Here is a 16402-nt window from a genome sequence, read left to right as displayed (position 1 = left end):
GATGGATGTTGGCGCGGTGCTGCTCAACACCCCCCTCACCCCCACCGCTCCCCCACCCTCCCCGCCAACTCCCGCACATGGTCAGCCGCCGCCCCACCCCTGCTCGCGTCCGGCGCCTCCGAGAGGAAGACCAGAGCCAGCATCAGTGCGGCATCCAGTCGGTAGACGTACAGGGCCGGATCGCTGTCGGGCGGGAGCGTTGTCGTTGTCTCGTAGCCGCTGCGGATCGCTGTCATGTCGAGTTCGTTCTCCGGGTACCGGGCGTACTCGATCAGGCGGCCGAACTCCAGCGTGGGGGGTCCGAGCAGCGCGTTCGACCAGTCCAGCAGGGCCACCGCCCGGCCCTCGCGGCGTCGGATGTTCGCGCTGCGTACGTCGAGGTGGAGGAGGTGCTCCTCGGTGCGGTCGGTGAGGTGTGCGGCGATGAGGGGCACGGGCGGCGGGTCGGGCCAGTCGTCGACCAAGCGGCCGATCTCGGTCCAGCGGCGGCCGATGCGTGCGGTGAGCGCGCTCGCCGTGGGCACTCCCTCCGACGCGACCGGTGTAAGGCGAGGCGGCGGCACCTGATGAAGCCGCGCGAGGAGCTGCCCGAGGGCGAAGGAGTCGAGGTCCGAACCGTCGTCGGAAACGTAGGCCGACAGCAGTACGTCGGGAGATGACGGCCCGTCCGCGAGGACGAGTTCCTTCGCCTCCGCGACCGGCAGGCCGTGGGCGGCCAGGTGGCGCGCGATCTCGTACTCCTGGAGGAGCAGGGCCCGGGTGTCCACATGGGGGTCGTTGGCGTTCGAGTCGAATCGCCGGTGCGCGAGACGTACCGCGACGGGGAGGCCGTCGCGCCCCTGCGCCCGGTAGACGGAGAACTCAAGGCCCTTGCCGACCAGTTCGAGGCCGCTCAGGCCCCACCGTTCGGCCAGGCTGTCCAACTCGGCGAACCGCTCACTCGTCATGCGCACCTTCGGGGGTCTTGGGGTCGTCGGTGAGTCTTTCGTCCTTGGCTCCGCTGTCCGCCACTCTGCTGTCCTTCATCAGGGTGAGAGCGATGGGCAGGCACATCACCAGGGTGACCGCGCCGCCGGCCACGAAGGCCGTCCGTGGCCCCGTCGACGTACTCAGCCAGCCGAAGATCAGCGCGCCGAGGGGCATCGTCCCCCAGGCGAACAGCCGGTACACGCCCGTCGCGCGGCCGAGGAGGCGGTCCGGGATGAGTTCCTGCCGCAGGGAGACGGCCACGACGTTCCAGACCATGAGGCCGAATCCGCCGGCGCAGTATCCGACGGCGACGACGTACACGCTGTCGGTCGCCCCTACCGCCAGGCCGCCGACGCCCATCAGGGCCAGGTTGCCGATCAAGGTGGGGACCCGGCCCAGCGCCGCGGTCATACGGCTCGCGGCCATGCTGCCGACCACTCCCCCGGCGGCTCCGGCGGCCAGCAGTACGCCGTACGCGGCGTCCGGGAGTTCGAGCACGTCGCGCACCAGGATGACGAAGACGGCGATCTGCCCCAGGTAGACGGCGTTGATGACGCCCGCGGACACGGTCAGGGCGCGCAGCAGGGGGTCACGCAGCACGTGGACCAGGCCCTCGCGAATGTCGGTCAGGAGCCGCGGCCTGGCCGTGGACCGTTCGGGGCGCGGCCCGCGCACGCCGGTCAGCAGCACCGCCGACGTCAGGAAGGAGAGTGCGTCGAGCAGCAGGGGTATCGCCCTGCCCGCCACGAAGAGCACCCCGCCGAGCACATGTCCCAGCAGATCACGGCCCCCCGTCTGGACCGCGAAGAGCCGGCCGTTCGCCGCCTCAAGGCGCTCCTTGGGGACGATGCTGGGCAGCAGCGCGAAGGACGCGCAGTCGAACAGCACCTCCCCGACGCCCAGCAGGAACGCCGCGGTCAGCAGCGGCCAGAACGTCAGCCAGTCGCAGGCGAGCAGCACCACCGTGACGATCAGCGTCAGGGCGCGCAGCAGGTCGGCGGCGACCATCAGGCGAGCGCGTTCGAACCGGTCGGCGTACGCCCCGGCGGGCAGGCCGAAGAGCAGCCAGGGCACCGTCGTCGCCGCGGTGACCGCGGACACCTGGAACGCGTCGTCCAGGAGGGCGGCGGACAGCAGCGGCAGGGCGGCGAAACGCATGCCGTCGCCGACCGCCGACGAGGCCGCGGCGCCGATCACCCGGTGGTAGCCGGAGCTGAAGCGGGACGTGGTGTGTGCGCTCACCTCGGGCCCCCCGGCGAGAAGACGGCACACCGCAGCTCGCTGGTGTAGCGCTGACCGCGCACGCGCAACCAGCGTTGGTCGGGCGTCGGGAGCATTTCGGAGATCTCCAGCGTGCCATCCTCCCGTCCGGCCAGTCGGCACAACTGCCGTACCAGGAGCGGAGCTTGCCAGTCTACGTAGATCGGCTTCGGCTCGCCGGGGACCTTGACGAAGACGTGCCGGGGCAGGCCGAGGTCGGCGCGCAGCCGACAGGCCGCGACGAACTCCGCGGCCTCCTCCCCGCCCGTCGGCCCCGCCGGGCCGTCGAAGGCGGCCGCGCCGCGCAGCCGGGCGGCGGGGACACGCCAGGTCTCACGCTGAAGGACGACGCGACCGCACCGGATGCGGGGGATGTGCCTCAGGGTGGGGGCGTCGAGTCCCGCCCCGCCGAAGTGGCGCGGGAAGGCGAACGGGGAGAGCGGGTCCTGCCGGATGCTCGGTCCGCCGGCCGGGGGCGCCATGAGGCGCAGCCTGCCCTCGACACCGTGGGCGCGCAGCTCCAGCCGTCCGGCACGCAGCACGACGTACAGCTGGGAGGGCTGCACCACCCGGTCACGCGACTGCCCGGAGCGTCCGTAGACCTCCAAGTCGTAGCAGGGATAGATGAGTTGGGTGGAGGACTTGTCCGGGTGGCCGCGTGACAGGTTGGCGAGGACCTCGCCGTCGTCGAGCAGCGACTGATAGCCCTCGTAGACCTCCGGCAGCAGCTCCGGGGCGCGTTCCTGGACCAGGGGGCCGAAGCTGGTGTGGGTCATGACCTCCCGGACGGCGTGGCAGTCTCCGATCACCGCGGTGAACCGGCCCTCGCGCAGATCCCGTCGGCTCGCGGCGGCGAACAGCACGTCCGGATCGACGACCGCCGCAGGTGTACGGGGCCGGGCCGCGAGGATCGCCTCCATCCGGTCCCGTGCCACGACGACCTCGGGCCGGTCCAGGTCCCCCGCCCCCAGCAGGGCGTCGGCGATCACCCGGTCGAGCGCGGCCAGTTCGGCCTCGACGGCCGCGCACTTCTCCGCGAGGGCGCCCCGGTCCCGGAAGAACTCCGAGTAGAGCCGGTCCAGGGGGATTTCGACTCCGGTGCCGAAGCGCTCCGCCGCCCAGCGTGTGAGCAGAGCGAGTTCGCGTCGCATGCGCAGCCGTGGCCGTGCGAGCACGGTCTCGTACACGATGGAGAGTTCGTCCGTGATGAAGCGGGCGATGTCCGGGCCGATGGTCAGGCCGGCCGGTTCGCCGTGGGCCTCCTCGAACAGGATGCTCCGGTCGGCGTAGTGCAGGCCGCTGTTGCGGTTCGCGGCGGTTCCCGTCAGCTTCTCGAACCTGGCTTTGGTCGCGGCGAGCGCGGCGGGACGCTCGGCGAGGGGCAGCGTCGCGAAGCGGGCCAGGTCCTCCTCGAAGTGTCCGATGGCCGAGAGCATCGGTGCGGCCTGTTCCGGTGGCGCGGAGAGCAGTTGGCGGCGCAGGGCGGCCAGGGGCTCATGGTCGCCGACGGGGATCTCGAACTCGGCGACCACCCATTCACGCGCGACCATCTCCTTCAGCACCTGTTCGAAGGGGACGGGGGTGGGGGAACCGAGTTCGGCGTGCCACTCCGCGCGCAGCTCGCGAAGGGTCCGTTCGCCGTCGCAGCGCCGCCACAGCCATTGCTCGTGTGCTGTCGCCGTCCTGCCGCCGAGGTGCTGGAAGTTCCATTCGGTGTCCAGGCCGTCCCGGGTGGTGAACGCGTAGAGGTCGATGCGGCCGTCGCGCAGGAAGGACAGCGGGCGCCTGCGCGGACGTACGAAGTCGAGCAGGCCCGGCATCGCGGCGGCGCTCTGGGCGAGCTTCTCCGCGGCCCAGTGGCTGAAGAGCGTGCGGCGCTCCAGCTCCCGTTCCGCGGCCCAGGCGATGCCCGGCGCGGCCCCGACCCGGCCCACGGTGAACGGTCCGAAGTGGGAGTGGGTCTCGTTCTTCGTCGCCACCCGCTGGAGGTACATCGCGAGCAGGTCGGTCATTCTGCGGGTGTGCCGACCCGGCTCTCCCCGGAAGGTGTCGAGCCATGCGGCGAACTCCGGATATGCGGCATCGTTGGACAGCAGCAGCACTTGCCGCAGGCGCTCGTCGCCGAACGCCTCGGCCACGGCGGTTCTCGCGCGGTCCAGACGGGTGCGGTGCCGGGCGGCGAAGGCGCCCTGTTCCCTGACGAACTCCTCCGCGTACGCCTGGTAGGTGTGCAGGGTGCGCGCCGCTTCCTCGGGCAGGGCCCCGGTGGCACGCCGCAGTTCACGTCCGGGCAGCGGCCGCAACTGGCCCACGCGCGACGCCGATTGGGGGCAGCCGGGGAGCCGGTGCTGCCGCAGCACCGGCTTGAGGTCCCGCGCCGACGAACTCAGCCGCGCCCTGCTCTCCAGGAGGGCGCGGGCCTCGTCGACGGAGGCGGTGTCCACCAGGGGGTCGAGCACCTCCATCGGGAAGCCCGCCTGGCGGAGTACGACGATCGGTACGAGTCTCCATGCCCCGCCGGTGAGCGGGTTCGTGCCGGTCCGGGATTCGTTGACGCTCGTCACAGCCCTGCCTCCGTGGTCGTGTGGACGGGACGGCGGTCGTGCAGCGCGTCGATGACGGCCAGGGGGTCCGCGGGCAGCGCGGGCAGCAGGCCGGGCCGCGGCGCCCAGGGTTTGACCCGCACCCCGTGGTAGTCGGACCCGGCGGTCGCGACGAGGTCGAGCCGTTCGCACACTTCGGCGAGCCGGCCGCTGTCGGCCGGCGTGTGCCAGCTCGTCCACACTTCGAGCCCGGCGAGTCCTGCTGCCCGCAGCGGCGCGAGGAGCGCCTCGCACGCGGCACCGTCCAGGCCCGTCACGAACCGACCGGGGTGGGCGAGGACGGCGACCCCGCCCGCCTGCTCGATCCACGACAGGACGTCGACCACGTCGGGCATCTCGGGATGCTCCACGTGGAGCGGCCGTCCGGGACGGCACCAGTCGGCCACGAGCCGGTCGTACGCCGCTGTCGTGTAGTCGGCGAACCTCGGATCGCCGTGCGCCGCTTCCAGGAGCAGGGCGAGATAGTCGCCCACGTAGGCCACCCGGTGGCCGCCGAGGCGTCGTACGACGTCGTCCCAGGTGAGTGGGACTCCGATGGCTTGCGCGCGGTCGGTCCAGGTGCGCCACCACGTCAGTTCGGCGTCGCGGATGCCACCGATCCGTTGCTGGAACCGCAGGTCATGGGGGTCGACGAAGTAGGCGAGGCAGTGGGTTTCCTCGCCGCGCCAGGTGGTGGTGATCTCGCAGGCCGGTATCACGCCGAGGTGTCCGGCGACGGCCTGCTCGAACGCGGCGATGCCGGCCACGGTGTCGTGGTCCGTCACGGCGGCCACGCGCAGCCCCGCGTCGACACAGCGCCGCGCCAGCTCGGCGGGGGCTTCGTCCCCGTCGGAGTGCCGCGTGTGCAGATGCAGGTCGACCGGCGTGGCGAGCGTGGCGGACGTCCCCCGCATCAATGCGCCCCTGGCAGGGCACGCCGCCAGGACGCGGCCAGCCATCGCTCGTAAGCGGGACCGGCCGGGGTGTCCACGACCAGGCACAGCGGCTCGATCACGCGCCCCGGGCCGCCGGCCAGACCGCCGTGGAGCAGGGTGAGGTTGTGGCCGAACAGCAGGTCGCACTGCTCGCCCGGTGCGCACACCTCCCAGCGGCGACGGAACTGCGCCCAGGTCAGGCCTGTGGCCATGAGCACCTGGTGGCAGAAGAGACGTGCCGCCTCGCCCTCGCACGTCCCACAGGCACAGCTCCGGGCCAGCGGCACGGCAGCGGGGTAGCGGACCCGTTCCTCCTTCGTGAGCACGGCCTCACCGTGGTGGAAGGACAGGCCGTGCCACAGGGGTTCCACCAGCCCGAGCATGGCCCCGAACGACGGGTAGGCGCAGCCGTGCTCCGGCTGGCGCTCAAGGCCCCGGCGCAGGTTGTCGCCGATCCAGCGTGCCGCCGAGGCCGGCCGATCGTCCCCGGCGTCGATTCCGCGCCGGTCGAGCACGTCGTCGATGACACCGAGCCAGTCGTAGTACGTCGTGACGCTCAGGCCCTCCCCCACGTCGGGCAGGAAGATGCCCTGGTACATCTTGTGCGCGGGAGTCGTCGTGTAACCGGAGCTGCCGAACTCCCGCCAGGCGGGCTGCCATTCGGGCGCGTCATGGAGGCTGGGCGTCAGGTACGAACAGTGCTGTCCGTCGTGGTGGGGCAGCAGGGTCCGGGTGGAGAAGCCCTCGGGTACGTACGTCTGCTGCGGTCGGTCGATCTCCAGCCGCAGTTCGGCGGGGGCGCCACGGGCGAGCAGCGCCGCGCGGATCCGTTCGGCCAGGGCCGTCGACAGCCGGCGGCTCTCCTCGACGCCCAGGCGCAGCCGGCCGATGCGGAACACCGCGAAGCCGACCCGGTGGATGACGTGGACGGCCGCGCCGGCCAGGTCCTCAAGGGCCCGCTCGCGCCGGTCCCGCGGCCCGGAGACGAGAGCCGTGCAGTCGAACTGGGCCTCGGTGGGGGTGAATTTCACTGGTGCTCCAGGGGGTCGCCGGGAGTGCCGTCGGACCAGGGCGCGAACTGGGAGGGGACGCACTCGGTGCGGAACAGGAACTCGAAGAGCAGGCGCGCGGCGATCTGCGCGGTACCGCCGGACGGGTCGTAGCGAGGGGCGACCTCCGCCACGTCGACGGCGCCGACGGGCAGCGCGCGGAGCTCCTCGTACACGTCGAGGAGGTCTCCACTGGAGATGCCGCCCATGGTCACGTGCCCGGTGCCGGTCGCCGCGGCGCTGTCGAGCACGTCGATGTCCAGCGAGACGTAGACCGTGTCGCACCGCGAGCCGAGTTCCTCGATGAGGGGGTGCAGCGCGGCGGCGGCGCCGTCCCTGACGATCTGGGAGCCCGGCACGATGTGGAAGCCGCGCTCGATCAGTCCTCGGTACTGGTCGTACTTGGTCACGTCGCCGACGCCGACGAAGGCCATGTCCTCCGGGCGCATCTCGGGGATCTCGCTGATCCTGCGGGAGTTGGAGCCGTGGTACAGCGGCCCGTGCAGCGTGCTCCAGTTGCCGAAGTCGAAGTGGTGGTCGATGTTGATGAACCCCACGCGGCCCGCGCCGCGTTCGAGCCGCCCGGCGCGGAAACCGGCGAACGTGGGGAACGTGCACGAGTGGTCACCGTTGAGGAAGATCAGTCGCGGCGCCGACCGGCTGAGCCGGCGGCTCTCCGCCGCGACGGCCTGGAAGGTCCGCACGGTGTCCGTCGGATAGACGTGCAGGTCACCGGCGTCCGCGACCTGGGGAGCGCGGTAGCGGAACGCCTGGCCCGTGCGGGTGTCCAGCATCCGCCACTGGCCCAGACTCGTCAGATAGCTGGAGAAGACCAGGCTCGCCTGACGGATGGCCCTGGGCCCCTCCGCGGCTCCCGGGCGGGAGCTTGCGGTGGCGTCGAAGGCGACGCCGGACGCCACCCAGCCGTCCTCCCCCACGTCCACCCGGTCGGCGTGCGTGGTGGGGGTTCCGAAGAGCGTCGCGACCCCGGCCCAGCCCGGCAGCGGGTCCTCCTCGAAGTCCTCGGCCTTGACGCTGTTCCGCAGCGCTTCGAAGTCGGGGAGTTCGGTCATGTCACTTCTCCTGCGCAGCGGACGTGGGGGATGTGGGGGACGTGGAGCACGTAGGGGATGTGGGGCGCGTGGGAACGGTCGTCGGGGTGCGGATGATGTCGTGCGCGGCGGCGATCTTCTCCCGGAACAGGTCCCAACTCGCTTCGGGAGTCAGGTGCTGCGGCCGGTAGACGACGGGCAGGTCCTCCCGCCAGTCGGCGAAGTCCCAGTTGAATATCCGCTCGCGCAGCCTCGGGAAGTCCGGGGTGAGCGGATAGGGAACGAAGTTGTAGAGGTTGAAGAGCCACAGCGCCGAGCTGTTCGCCCGCATCCAGTCCACGGTCTGACCGTGTGCGGCTTCCGTCTCCTCGTCCAGGCCGCCCATCATGTTGAGCACGACCTTCAGACCGGCGTCGCTCAACTTGTGGATCTTCGTGGTGTAGTCGTCGAGTCCACGTGAGAGTTTGTTGAGGCGTTTCAGCATCTGTGAGTCGGCCGATTCGAAGCCGAGTTCCACGGTGACGACGCCGAGTTCCCGCATGGCGTCCACGATCCAGTCCTTCACCTGCATCACATGTGTCTGCACGATGAACCGGTAGCCCGGCCGGTCGCGGAAGACGTCCAACAGATTGGCGACCGCTTCGCGTGACTGGCCGAATGTCTTGTCGCCGATGTAGAAGAGCCGCGTATCCGGGAACCGTGCGGTGAGTTCGTCCACTTCCTGCTTGAGGACGTCCTTCTCGACGAGGGTGAGCTGCTTGCTCCACGCGTCTCCGCAGAAAGAACACTGGTACAGGCAACCGTGGCTTGCGTTGAGCCGCAGCAGCGGAACCCGCCCCTCGTACCCGCCGAGATGACGGTAGTCCGGCGCCCAGGTGATCCGCTCGGCCACGAGGCCGGGCAGCAGGGGCTTCTCCAGGTCCCCGCCCTCTCCGGAGGCGAGGCCCACGAGGGTGCGCACGAACGTGGCGTCGAGCTGGCCGCGGTGCACCGCGTGGACGGAACCGCTCGGGGCGAGTGGAGCCATGTTCCCGCCGAGTACGACATGGCGCCCCGCGTGCTCCAGGTGTTTGGCCACGTCCAGCGCGAGGCGGAAGTTCTGCGCCAGGGGCGACATGAGGATCAGATCGCCGGGTTCCGTCGCCTCCCTCAGCGGTTCGCAGCAGACGTCCGGTTCCGCCGGCGTTTTCGACAGGTCACGGAAGACGGATTCGATGCCCGCGGTGTCCAGCAGGGCCGTCAGATGGGCGACCCACAGCGGCATCTCCCATAACCCGTCGGACGGGATGAAGTATTCGGGGAGCATCTCCCGGAATCGCCGGTCGTAGTCGTCGTAGTAGCTCGACAGGTGGGGGTCCGGGTCATGGCTGGAGGGAAAAGGAAGTTGGACTATGCAGCTCTTGGGCATGGTCGTCCCTTTGCTCGATGATGATGGGGCATCCTCGAAGTGGAGGGGTCAGCTGGAACCGCGGGAGAAGACCGCACAGCGCAGTTCGCTCGTACGACGCTCTCCGTCGATGTCGAGCCAGAGCTGGTCCGGCGACGGGAGCATCTCGCTGAATTCCAAGGGGGAGTTCAGGGGGGATTGCTGCGGAGAGTTCTGGGGGGAATCCAGAGGAGGGCTCGGTCTCCTGGCGAGCCGGAATATCTGTCTGACCAGGAGAGGGGACTCCCAGTCGACGTACACCGGTTTCGGCTCGCCGGGGATCTTCAGGAAGCCGTGGCGGGGCAGGCTCAGTCGGCGACGGAGCTTGCGCGCGGCGGCGAACTCGGCCGCGTCCCCTTTCGCGGGGCGCGTCCCTGGGCTCCAGCCACGAAAGACGTCGGCGGGTATGCGCCAGCGCTCCCGGTGCAGCACGATGCGACCGCAGCGGATGCGCGGCAGATGGTCATGGCCGAAAGCACGTAGGCCGACGCCGCCGAAGTGCCGGGGAAAGGCGAACGGGGACAACGGGTCCTGGCGGATGCTGGGTCCGCCCGCGAGCGGGGCGATCAGCTTCAGCCTGCCTTCGACTCCCCGGGCGCGGAGCTCCAGCCGCGCGGCGGTCGCCACGACGTACAGCTGATGCGGCTGGAGGACGGCGTCCCGGCTCTTCGGGGAGAGCCCGTGCACCTCCAGGTCCGGGCAGGGGTAGGTCAGTTGGGCCGCGGTCTTGTCAGGATGCGCGCGGGAGAGGTCGATCAGCACCTCGTCCTCGTCGAGGAGGGTCTGATATCGCGCGTATACCTCGTCCAGCAGGTCCGGGGCCTCGGCCTGCATCAGCGGGGCGAAACTGGAGTGGGTGAGCGCCTCGCGGACGGCATGGCAGTCGCCCACCACGGCGAGGAAGTCGCCCCGCGCGAGCACGTCGGTGTCCCGTGCGGCGAGCATGACGTCCGGATTGCACAGCGCCGGCGGCGCGGCAGGATGACGCGCGAGCAAGGCCTCCAACTGACCACGATCCACGACCACTTCACGCTGATCGCCGCTGGTCCCCGCCAGCAGTACGGCAGTGATCTCGCGGTCGAGGGTCGCGATGTCCCGATCCACTTCCTCGCACTCTCGGACCAGCCGCGGCTCGTCCTCGAAGAAACCGGCGTAGAAGTCCTGGAGAGCGACGCGCTTCCCCAGACCAAAACGCTCCTTGAACCAGCGGTGCAGGATGTCCTGCTCGCGGCGGACCCGGAGCCGGGGCGCGAGGAGCGTCAGATCGTAGACCACGGACAGCTCGCGCCCGATGACGTTCTCGACGTCCCGGCCGATGGCCATGTTCCTGACCTGGCTGTAGGCCTCCTCGTAGAGGACGCTGCGATCGGCGTAGTGCAGCCCCTGGGAACGGTTGGCCGCGGTCCCGGAGATCTCCTCGAAGGACTTCTTGAGACGGCCGAGCAGTGCCGCACGCTCTTCGACCGGACCGTCGGCGAACTCCCGCAACGTGTCGGCGAACCACCGCACCGCGGTCAGCTCGGCCGTTCCCTCCGCCAGGTGTCCCTTCAGGGCCTGGAGGGGATCGGCGGCCCCGACAGGGATCTCCCAGCGCGCCAACAGCCAGTCATTGCACACCAGTTGGTGCAGCACCTCGTCGAAGGTACGGCGGGGTGGAGCGCCGCCGCGTCGCCGCCATGCGGCACGGAGTTGGGCCACCGTGCGCTCGCCGTCACACCGCTCCCACACCCACGACTGGTCGTCGTCGAGCGTTCCGGCCGCCACCTCGACGAAGCGCCAGTCGTCCGGCATGCCCGTCCGCGTCTCGAACGCGTACAGCCGGATGTGCGGGCCCGCACCGAAGACGAGCGGGCGCCGCCGGGGACGTACGGTCTCGAAGAGCTCGGGGCGGCCGCTGAACGCCTCCGCGATCGCTTCGCCTGCCCAGTGGCTCAGGAAGGCGACCCGCCGCAGTGGACCGGTGGACCAGGAGATCCCCGTGGTCCCGGGTGCCACTCGGGCCACCGCGAGAGGGCCGAAGTGCGAGTGGGTCTCGTTCTTCGTCGTGACCCGCTGGAGGTACATGGCGAGCAGGTCGGTCATGCGTTTGACGTGCCCGTCCGAGCCCTCTCCCCCACCGTCGATCCAGCCGACGAACTCCTCGAAGCGCGCGTCGTTCGACAGGAGCAGCACCTGTTGGAGTGCGGGGTCTCGAAAGAGGCGTACGACGGTCTCCCGTCCGCGCGCCAGCCCGGCGGCATGATCCCTTTCGAACGCGGTCCACACGCCGTCCAGGGCCAGCACCGCGTCCTGGTAACGCTCGACCACCTCCATGGACGCCGGGCCGAGGTCCCCCTCCAACCGCGCGAGATCCCGCGGCGGAAAGGGACGCAGCATGCCCACCCCGGAGGCGATGTCCCCCTTCGTGCCCACGCGTTCCTCGCGCAACAACGCTTTGACCTGCTGCCCGAGCTGAAGCGCCGCATCGCAGCGGGTGAGTACGGCGTCCGCGGCTTGCGCGGCCGCCGAATCGGCGACCTCTTGCAGGAGAGAGCAGGGAAATCCGGCGTGCCGCAGCAGCATGACCGGGGCGAGCGCCCACTCGTCGCGGCCGTCGGGACGGTCGGCGAGGGGATCTTCGGCCTGAAGCCGTGTCTCGCCCTGCTCCTGTCCCAGCTGGTCCATGACCGCTCCCGTTGGCCGCTCAGTGCCCGCGACGGGGCGTGACGCCAGTCATCCAAGGAGACGACTCCAACATGGGCGCAGGCTCACCGACTTCAAGCCAAAAATGGGGTGGTCATGTGTGCGCCGGCTGCCTCGTGCCCGACGGCGCCGTGGCGGACAACTTCGGCACGGAGGGCGCCACCGACTCCGTGAGTACGCAGCGGTGGCGGACGGCTTCGTCATGTCAGCGCGTCGACGGCGGCACGCGCTCAGGTCGGTGAGCGCCCCGACGAGGCATCCCCTACGGGAAGGTCACGTAACACCTCGCCACCGACCCCAGGGTCTCGCAGCGTGCGTCGTCGATGTCGGTGATCTTCGTCCAGACCCCCTTCTTGAAGCCCCCCATGTACTTCATCTCCTTGTTCGCGCCGCTGCCGAACTGCATGTACAGGTCGTAGGCGCGGTCCTCGAAGGTGAAGCCGTCGACGTCGTTCCCGGGACCGCCCGCCTTCTTCCCCGCCTTCAGCTCGACCTGCTTGCAACTCAGGTTCGTCCAGTGGTCCTTGCGCGCCGACGCGCTGTTGTTCCACACGTCGCACCGGTGTACCCGGCCGGAACCGCTGAAGGAGGCGTACTCCATGGTCCAGCGAGTGTTGTTGCGGACCTCCCCGTAGGCGGCGGCCGGGGCCGCGCCGGACTCCCCACCCGGGTTCGCCGCGGCGGTGCCGCTCGGCGTCAGCACCAGGAGGCTCGCCACGGCGGCCAACGGCACCGCGATGCCGACGGCGGTACGGCGGGCCGTCCGCCGCGGCGTCGCCTTCTCCACCCAGATCCCCGTGTTCCCCGTGCCCATGTTCCCCGTGTTCCTCGTGTTCCTCGTGCCCGACTTCGTCGCCTTGTTCGCTTCGCTCGCCTTGTTCACCTTGCTCGCGCTGTTCCCCTTGGTCACAGTCGTTCCCCCCGTGTTCTCGGACAGTGAGCGAGCCGACTTCAGCCGTCGGCCCGGCGAGCCCTACTATCCGGCCTCGGCCGCCCACCAGCCCGCGGATTCGCGTCCCACATCGTCACGGGACGCGCGCTCCCCCGCTGAACTGCGCTTTCATACATCGAACGGGACGGCCGGAGAACGCGAGGACGAGCCGCTGGGGCCCGTCGAGGGGTGGGGATGTGGCAGAGGCGGAGACAGAGGCAAGGACAGCGGGCGTACGGGAGTTGGCCGCGACGCTCGCGGACCTGAAGGAGCGCAGCGGACTCAGCTACCAGGAGTTGGGCCGCCGGGTGTTCACCAGCCGCTCCACGCTGCACCGCTACTGCACCGGCCGCGCGGTGCCGGGCGAGTACGGCCTGCTGGTCCGCATCGCCGAGGAGTGCGGCGCGGGACCGGAGGAACTCAACGTATTGCTGCGGCACTGGCGGACGGCCACCGGACGTGAGCAGTCGTCCGCCGGTTCGCCGGAGACCGGAGGACCGGAGACCGGAAAACCGGAAACCGGGGAACTGGAAACCGGAGAACCGGTAGCCGCAGCGCCGCGACCCCACGCACCACCCGTGCGACTCGTCCTCGCCGCCGTGGTCACCCTGTTCGTCCTCGGCGGCGCCGCGGCCAGCGCGCCGGGCCGGGACGCGGCCGTGCGCGTGCCCGCTCCGTCGGCCGGGGCCGCGGCGAGTTGGGCGGGGGCTCCGAAGGCGGTCGGGCCGGAGATGTTCGGGGTGACGATGAACAGTTCCAGCGGGGCGACACCGTCCTTCCGGGTCGGCTCCCTGCGCCTGTGGGACAGCGAGACGCGCTGGGCCCAACTGGAGCCCAAGCAGGACAAGTTCGACTGGTCCACCCTCGACCGGCTGCTGAACGCCGCCGAACGCGAGAAGCTACCGACTCTGTTCACCTTCGGCGGCACCCCCGCCTGGGCCGCGCCCGACGCCCGCAGGGCCGCCTACCCGGACGGTTCGCGGGCGGCCCCGCCGGACGACCTCGCCGACTGGGACGCCTTCGTCCGCGCCGTGGTACGGCACGCGGGCGACCGGATCGACGCGTACGAACTGTGGGTCGTGGCCAACCATCCGCACCACTACAACCGCGACGTGCGGACCCTGGTGGAGATGACCCGCCGGGCGAGCGCCGTCATCCGGGCGGCCGACCCCGGCGCGACCCTGGTCTGCCCCTCGGTCACCGAGCTGTGGGACCGGAAGGCGCACGACTACCTGCTGCGCTTCGCCGAGGCGGGCGGCTACCAGTACTGCGACGCGGCGGGCGTCAAGCTCTACCAACGCCGCGTCATCGACCCTCCGGAGACGATGCTGGACGCGGTCCTGGGGATCGAGCGGACCTTTCAGCGCGCCGGATACCACCTGCCGGTGTGGAGCACGGGCACCACACAGTCGCTGCCGCTCAACGATCCGCTGGACGAGGAAACGGCGGCCGACTACGCGGTCCGCTTCTATCTGACCGGCCTGTACGCCAGGAACCGCGGCGTGGCCCGCCTGTACTTCTACGCCTGGGGCAACGGCAAGATCCCCCTCGTGCTCCAGGCAGAGGGCCAACCACCCACGAAGGCAGGCAAGTTCGTGGGGCGCCTCCAGGAGTGGCTGACCGGCGCGCGACTGCGCGGCTGCGGCACCGGCACGCGGGCCTCCCTGCCGGACAACGTCTGGCAGTGCGAATTCCGCATCCCCGACTCCGACGGCCACCCGCGCACGGCCCGCATCCGCTGGACCCACACCGGCACGGCCGAGGTACCCAACGGCCCCGGCGCCGAACGCGTCCGCCACCTCGACGGCTCCGCACAGCGAGTACGCCCTGAGGACGACCAACTCGTCACGGAGCGGCCGGTGTTGATCGAGTACGGGCGAGAGTAAGGGAGTGCCTCACGGGCGGGCTCAGGCTCAGCGGAAGTCGTCGGCGTGGTCGTACGCCCAGGTGAGGTACGAGCGCAGGGGCCGGCCCGTGACCGCGTCGGCGGCGACGGCACCCGGACCCACCCCTGTTTCCGCCTGCTCCGCCTCATCCGCAGCGCCGGGCCCGTCGAGGGCCGACCCGGCGCCGGAGTAGTCCTCGTAGCCGAAGAGGAAGTCGACGTTCCGGACACCTGCTCGCGGGGAGTGACCGGCACCGGCCCGGAGAGGGTGTAAGCGGTGCCGACGTGCCCGTCCTCGACGAGCGCAGCGGACGCGACGTCGGCGATGTCCCACTCGTGGATCGGAACGCTGACGCTGTCTGGGTACGGTTCGACGACAGTGCGGCGCGCACGGACCGAAGGCCCCCACATGTGCGGGGAGTTGACAGCGAACTCGCCGGGCCTGACATGGGTCCACTCCATGCCGGACGCCTCAACGGCCCGCTCGACGGGCAGGTGGTACTCGGTGTCCCAGCCCGCGACTGTCCGGCCTGCGGGTCAGCGCCGCACGTCCGCACCGGCCCTCAGTATCTCCCCGACCACCCGTCGGCCCACGTTCCCCGTCGCACCGGTCACCAAGATCGTCACTGCGCTTCACGCCCCTCGACTCCGTACACGGATGCCGCTCCCAAGGATGCGGGTGAACGCGCCGGCGACTCCGTGCCGCAGCGGAACACCGCGGCTCACGGAGTCACATCCGTAGACCAGAGCCCACAGGGTGCCCTGAATCCGCTACGGGATGACGGGGACGGTCTCGGCGCTGTTGGTCGACCAGTTGGTGACGATGGGCTTGTCGACGGTGGCCGGCTCGGGCAGCTTCAGCTCGGCGGGGTTCGAGTCGTCCTCGGTCAGGGCGACTATCACGCTGTTGAACTCGACACCGCCGTCCGCGTCCGTCGACTTGGGGCTGATACCGGTGTACGCGACCGCGGAACCACCGAGCTTGATCGGGTCCTCACCACCCTGCCCGACCGGGGACGCCACACCCTCCGCACCGGAACCGAACGACACACTCGGCGTGTTGACATCCAGGTAGCAGGTGATCCCGGACTTCGCCTTGGCCGTGACCAGGTAGTAGCCACCCGCCTGGGACTCGGAGGTGAGCGTGAGACTCACATCGTTTGTCCCACACGACTGCCCGTAACCGTCCTTCTTGCCGTCGCCACCCTTACCGGCACCGGCCTCGGCACCGGAGCCGGAGTCGGACTTGCCGCCGGTGCCACCGGAGTTGGAGCCGGAACCGCTGGACGAGCCGTCCTTCGCCGAGCCCTCGTTCTCGCCGCTCCCGGCCGAGGAGGCCTGAGAGGCGCCGGCGCCCGTGGTGTCGTCGGGACCGCACGCGGTGGCGGTGGCGGCCAGAGCCGTCACCGCGGCGGCGGCCAGGACGAGGCGGGTGGAACGGGCGGCTCGACGCGAACTCATGAGGAACTCCAGGACCTGGTGGCCGTAGCGGTGTCTTCTGCTGACACCGAGGACACTAGGGTCGCGTTGATCCTTAAGTGATCCTGAGAATGTCCGGGTTCTGTCTCAGAGATCTCGACCCGGACGGATCGCACGAAGTGCGCCAGAACTCGCGGAAGGAGACATTGTCG

The 16402-nt window shown here is 70.3% G+C and carries 11 protein-coding genes; 1 reads left to right on the top strand and 10 read right to left on the bottom strand.

What is annotated here, in order from left to right; translation table 11 throughout:
- Positions 1 to 35 precede the first annotated feature (35 nt).
- From ACIO9J_RS21660 to ACIO9J_RS21620, 9 genes are all read right to left on the bottom strand, one after another.
- Positions 36 to 947, bottom strand: coding sequence for a phosphotransferase (locus ACIO9J_RS21660; protein WP_402001816.1), 912 nt, complete (start codon positions 945 to 947; stop codon positions 36 to 38).
- Entirely contained in the window at positions 937 to 2211 is a 1275-nt protein-coding gene (locus ACIO9J_RS21655) for an MFS transporter (RefSeq protein ID WP_402001813.1), read from the bottom strand. Before ACIO9J_RS21655 ends, ACIO9J_RS21660 begins: the two co-directional genes overlap by 11 nt.
- On the bottom strand, positions 2208 to 4793 hold the full coding sequence (locus ACIO9J_RS21650) for a lantibiotic dehydratase (RefSeq protein ID WP_402001810.1): 2586 nt from the start codon (positions 4791 to 4793) through the stop codon (positions 2208 to 2210). Before ACIO9J_RS21650 ends, ACIO9J_RS21655 begins: the two co-directional genes overlap by 4 nt.
- Complete coding sequence (locus tag ACIO9J_RS21645) at positions 4790 to 5725, bottom strand: PHP domain-containing protein (protein WP_402001808.1); 936 nt, start codon at positions 5723 to 5725, stop codon at positions 4790 to 4792. The genes ACIO9J_RS21650 and ACIO9J_RS21645 overlap by 4 nt, the downstream gene beginning before the upstream one ends.
- Positions 5725 to 6777, bottom strand: a complete 1053-nt coding sequence (locus ACIO9J_RS21640) for a hypothetical protein (RefSeq protein WP_402001805.1) — start codon at positions 6775 to 6777, stop codon at positions 5725 to 5727. The genes ACIO9J_RS21645 and ACIO9J_RS21640 overlap by 1 nt, the downstream gene beginning before the upstream one ends.
- The gene (locus ACIO9J_RS21635; protein WP_402001802.1) at positions 6774 to 7868 is read right to left on the bottom strand and encodes an arginase family protein; all 1095 of its coding nucleotides are present in this window, start codon (positions 7866 to 7868) and stop codon (positions 6774 to 6776) included. The genes ACIO9J_RS21640 and ACIO9J_RS21635 overlap by 4 nt, the downstream gene beginning before the upstream one ends.
- Position 7869: 1 nt before the next feature.
- The gene (locus ACIO9J_RS21630; protein WP_402001799.1) at positions 7870 to 9255 is read right to left on the bottom strand and encodes a B12-binding domain-containing radical SAM protein; all 1386 of its coding nucleotides are present in this window, start codon (positions 9253 to 9255) and stop codon (positions 7870 to 7872) included.
- A 48-nt stretch (positions 9256 to 9303) separates the two neighbouring features.
- A complete protein-coding gene (locus ACIO9J_RS21625; protein ID WP_402001797.1) occupies positions 9304 to 11937 on the bottom strand; it encodes a lantibiotic dehydratase in 2634 nt (877 codons plus the stop codon).
- A 280-nt stretch (positions 11938 to 12217) separates the two neighbouring features.
- The gene (locus ACIO9J_RS21620) at positions 12218 to 12865 is read right to left on the bottom strand and encodes a hypothetical protein (protein WP_402001794.1); all 648 of its coding nucleotides are present in this window, start codon (positions 12863 to 12865) and stop codon (positions 12218 to 12220) included.
- A 218-nt stretch (positions 12866 to 13083) separates the two neighbouring features.
- Between ACIO9J_RS21620 and ACIO9J_RS21615 the strand changes: the two genes are divergently transcribed.
- Complete coding sequence (locus ACIO9J_RS21615; RefSeq protein ID WP_402001791.1) at positions 13084 to 14772, top strand: helix-turn-helix domain-containing protein; 1689 nt, start codon at positions 13084 to 13086, stop codon at positions 14770 to 14772.
- 770 nt (positions 14773 to 15542) lie between these two features.
- Here ACIO9J_RS21615 and ACIO9J_RS21610 read toward each other — a convergent pair.
- Entirely contained in the window at positions 15543 to 16232 is a 690-nt protein-coding gene (locus ACIO9J_RS21610; RefSeq protein ID WP_402001788.1) for a hypothetical protein, read from the bottom strand.
- Positions 16233 to 16402: the final 170 nt, after the last annotated feature.

Origin of the sequence: Streptomyces sp. NPDC087300 (genome assembly GCF_044744425.1) — a bacterium.
In the GTDB taxonomy this organism is placed as follows: domain Bacteria; phylum Actinomycetota; class Actinomycetes; order Streptomycetales; family Streptomycetaceae; genus Streptomyces.
The sequence above is the reverse complement of the archived record's forward strand: the minus strand, read 5'-3'. Positions and strand labels throughout refer to the sequence as shown.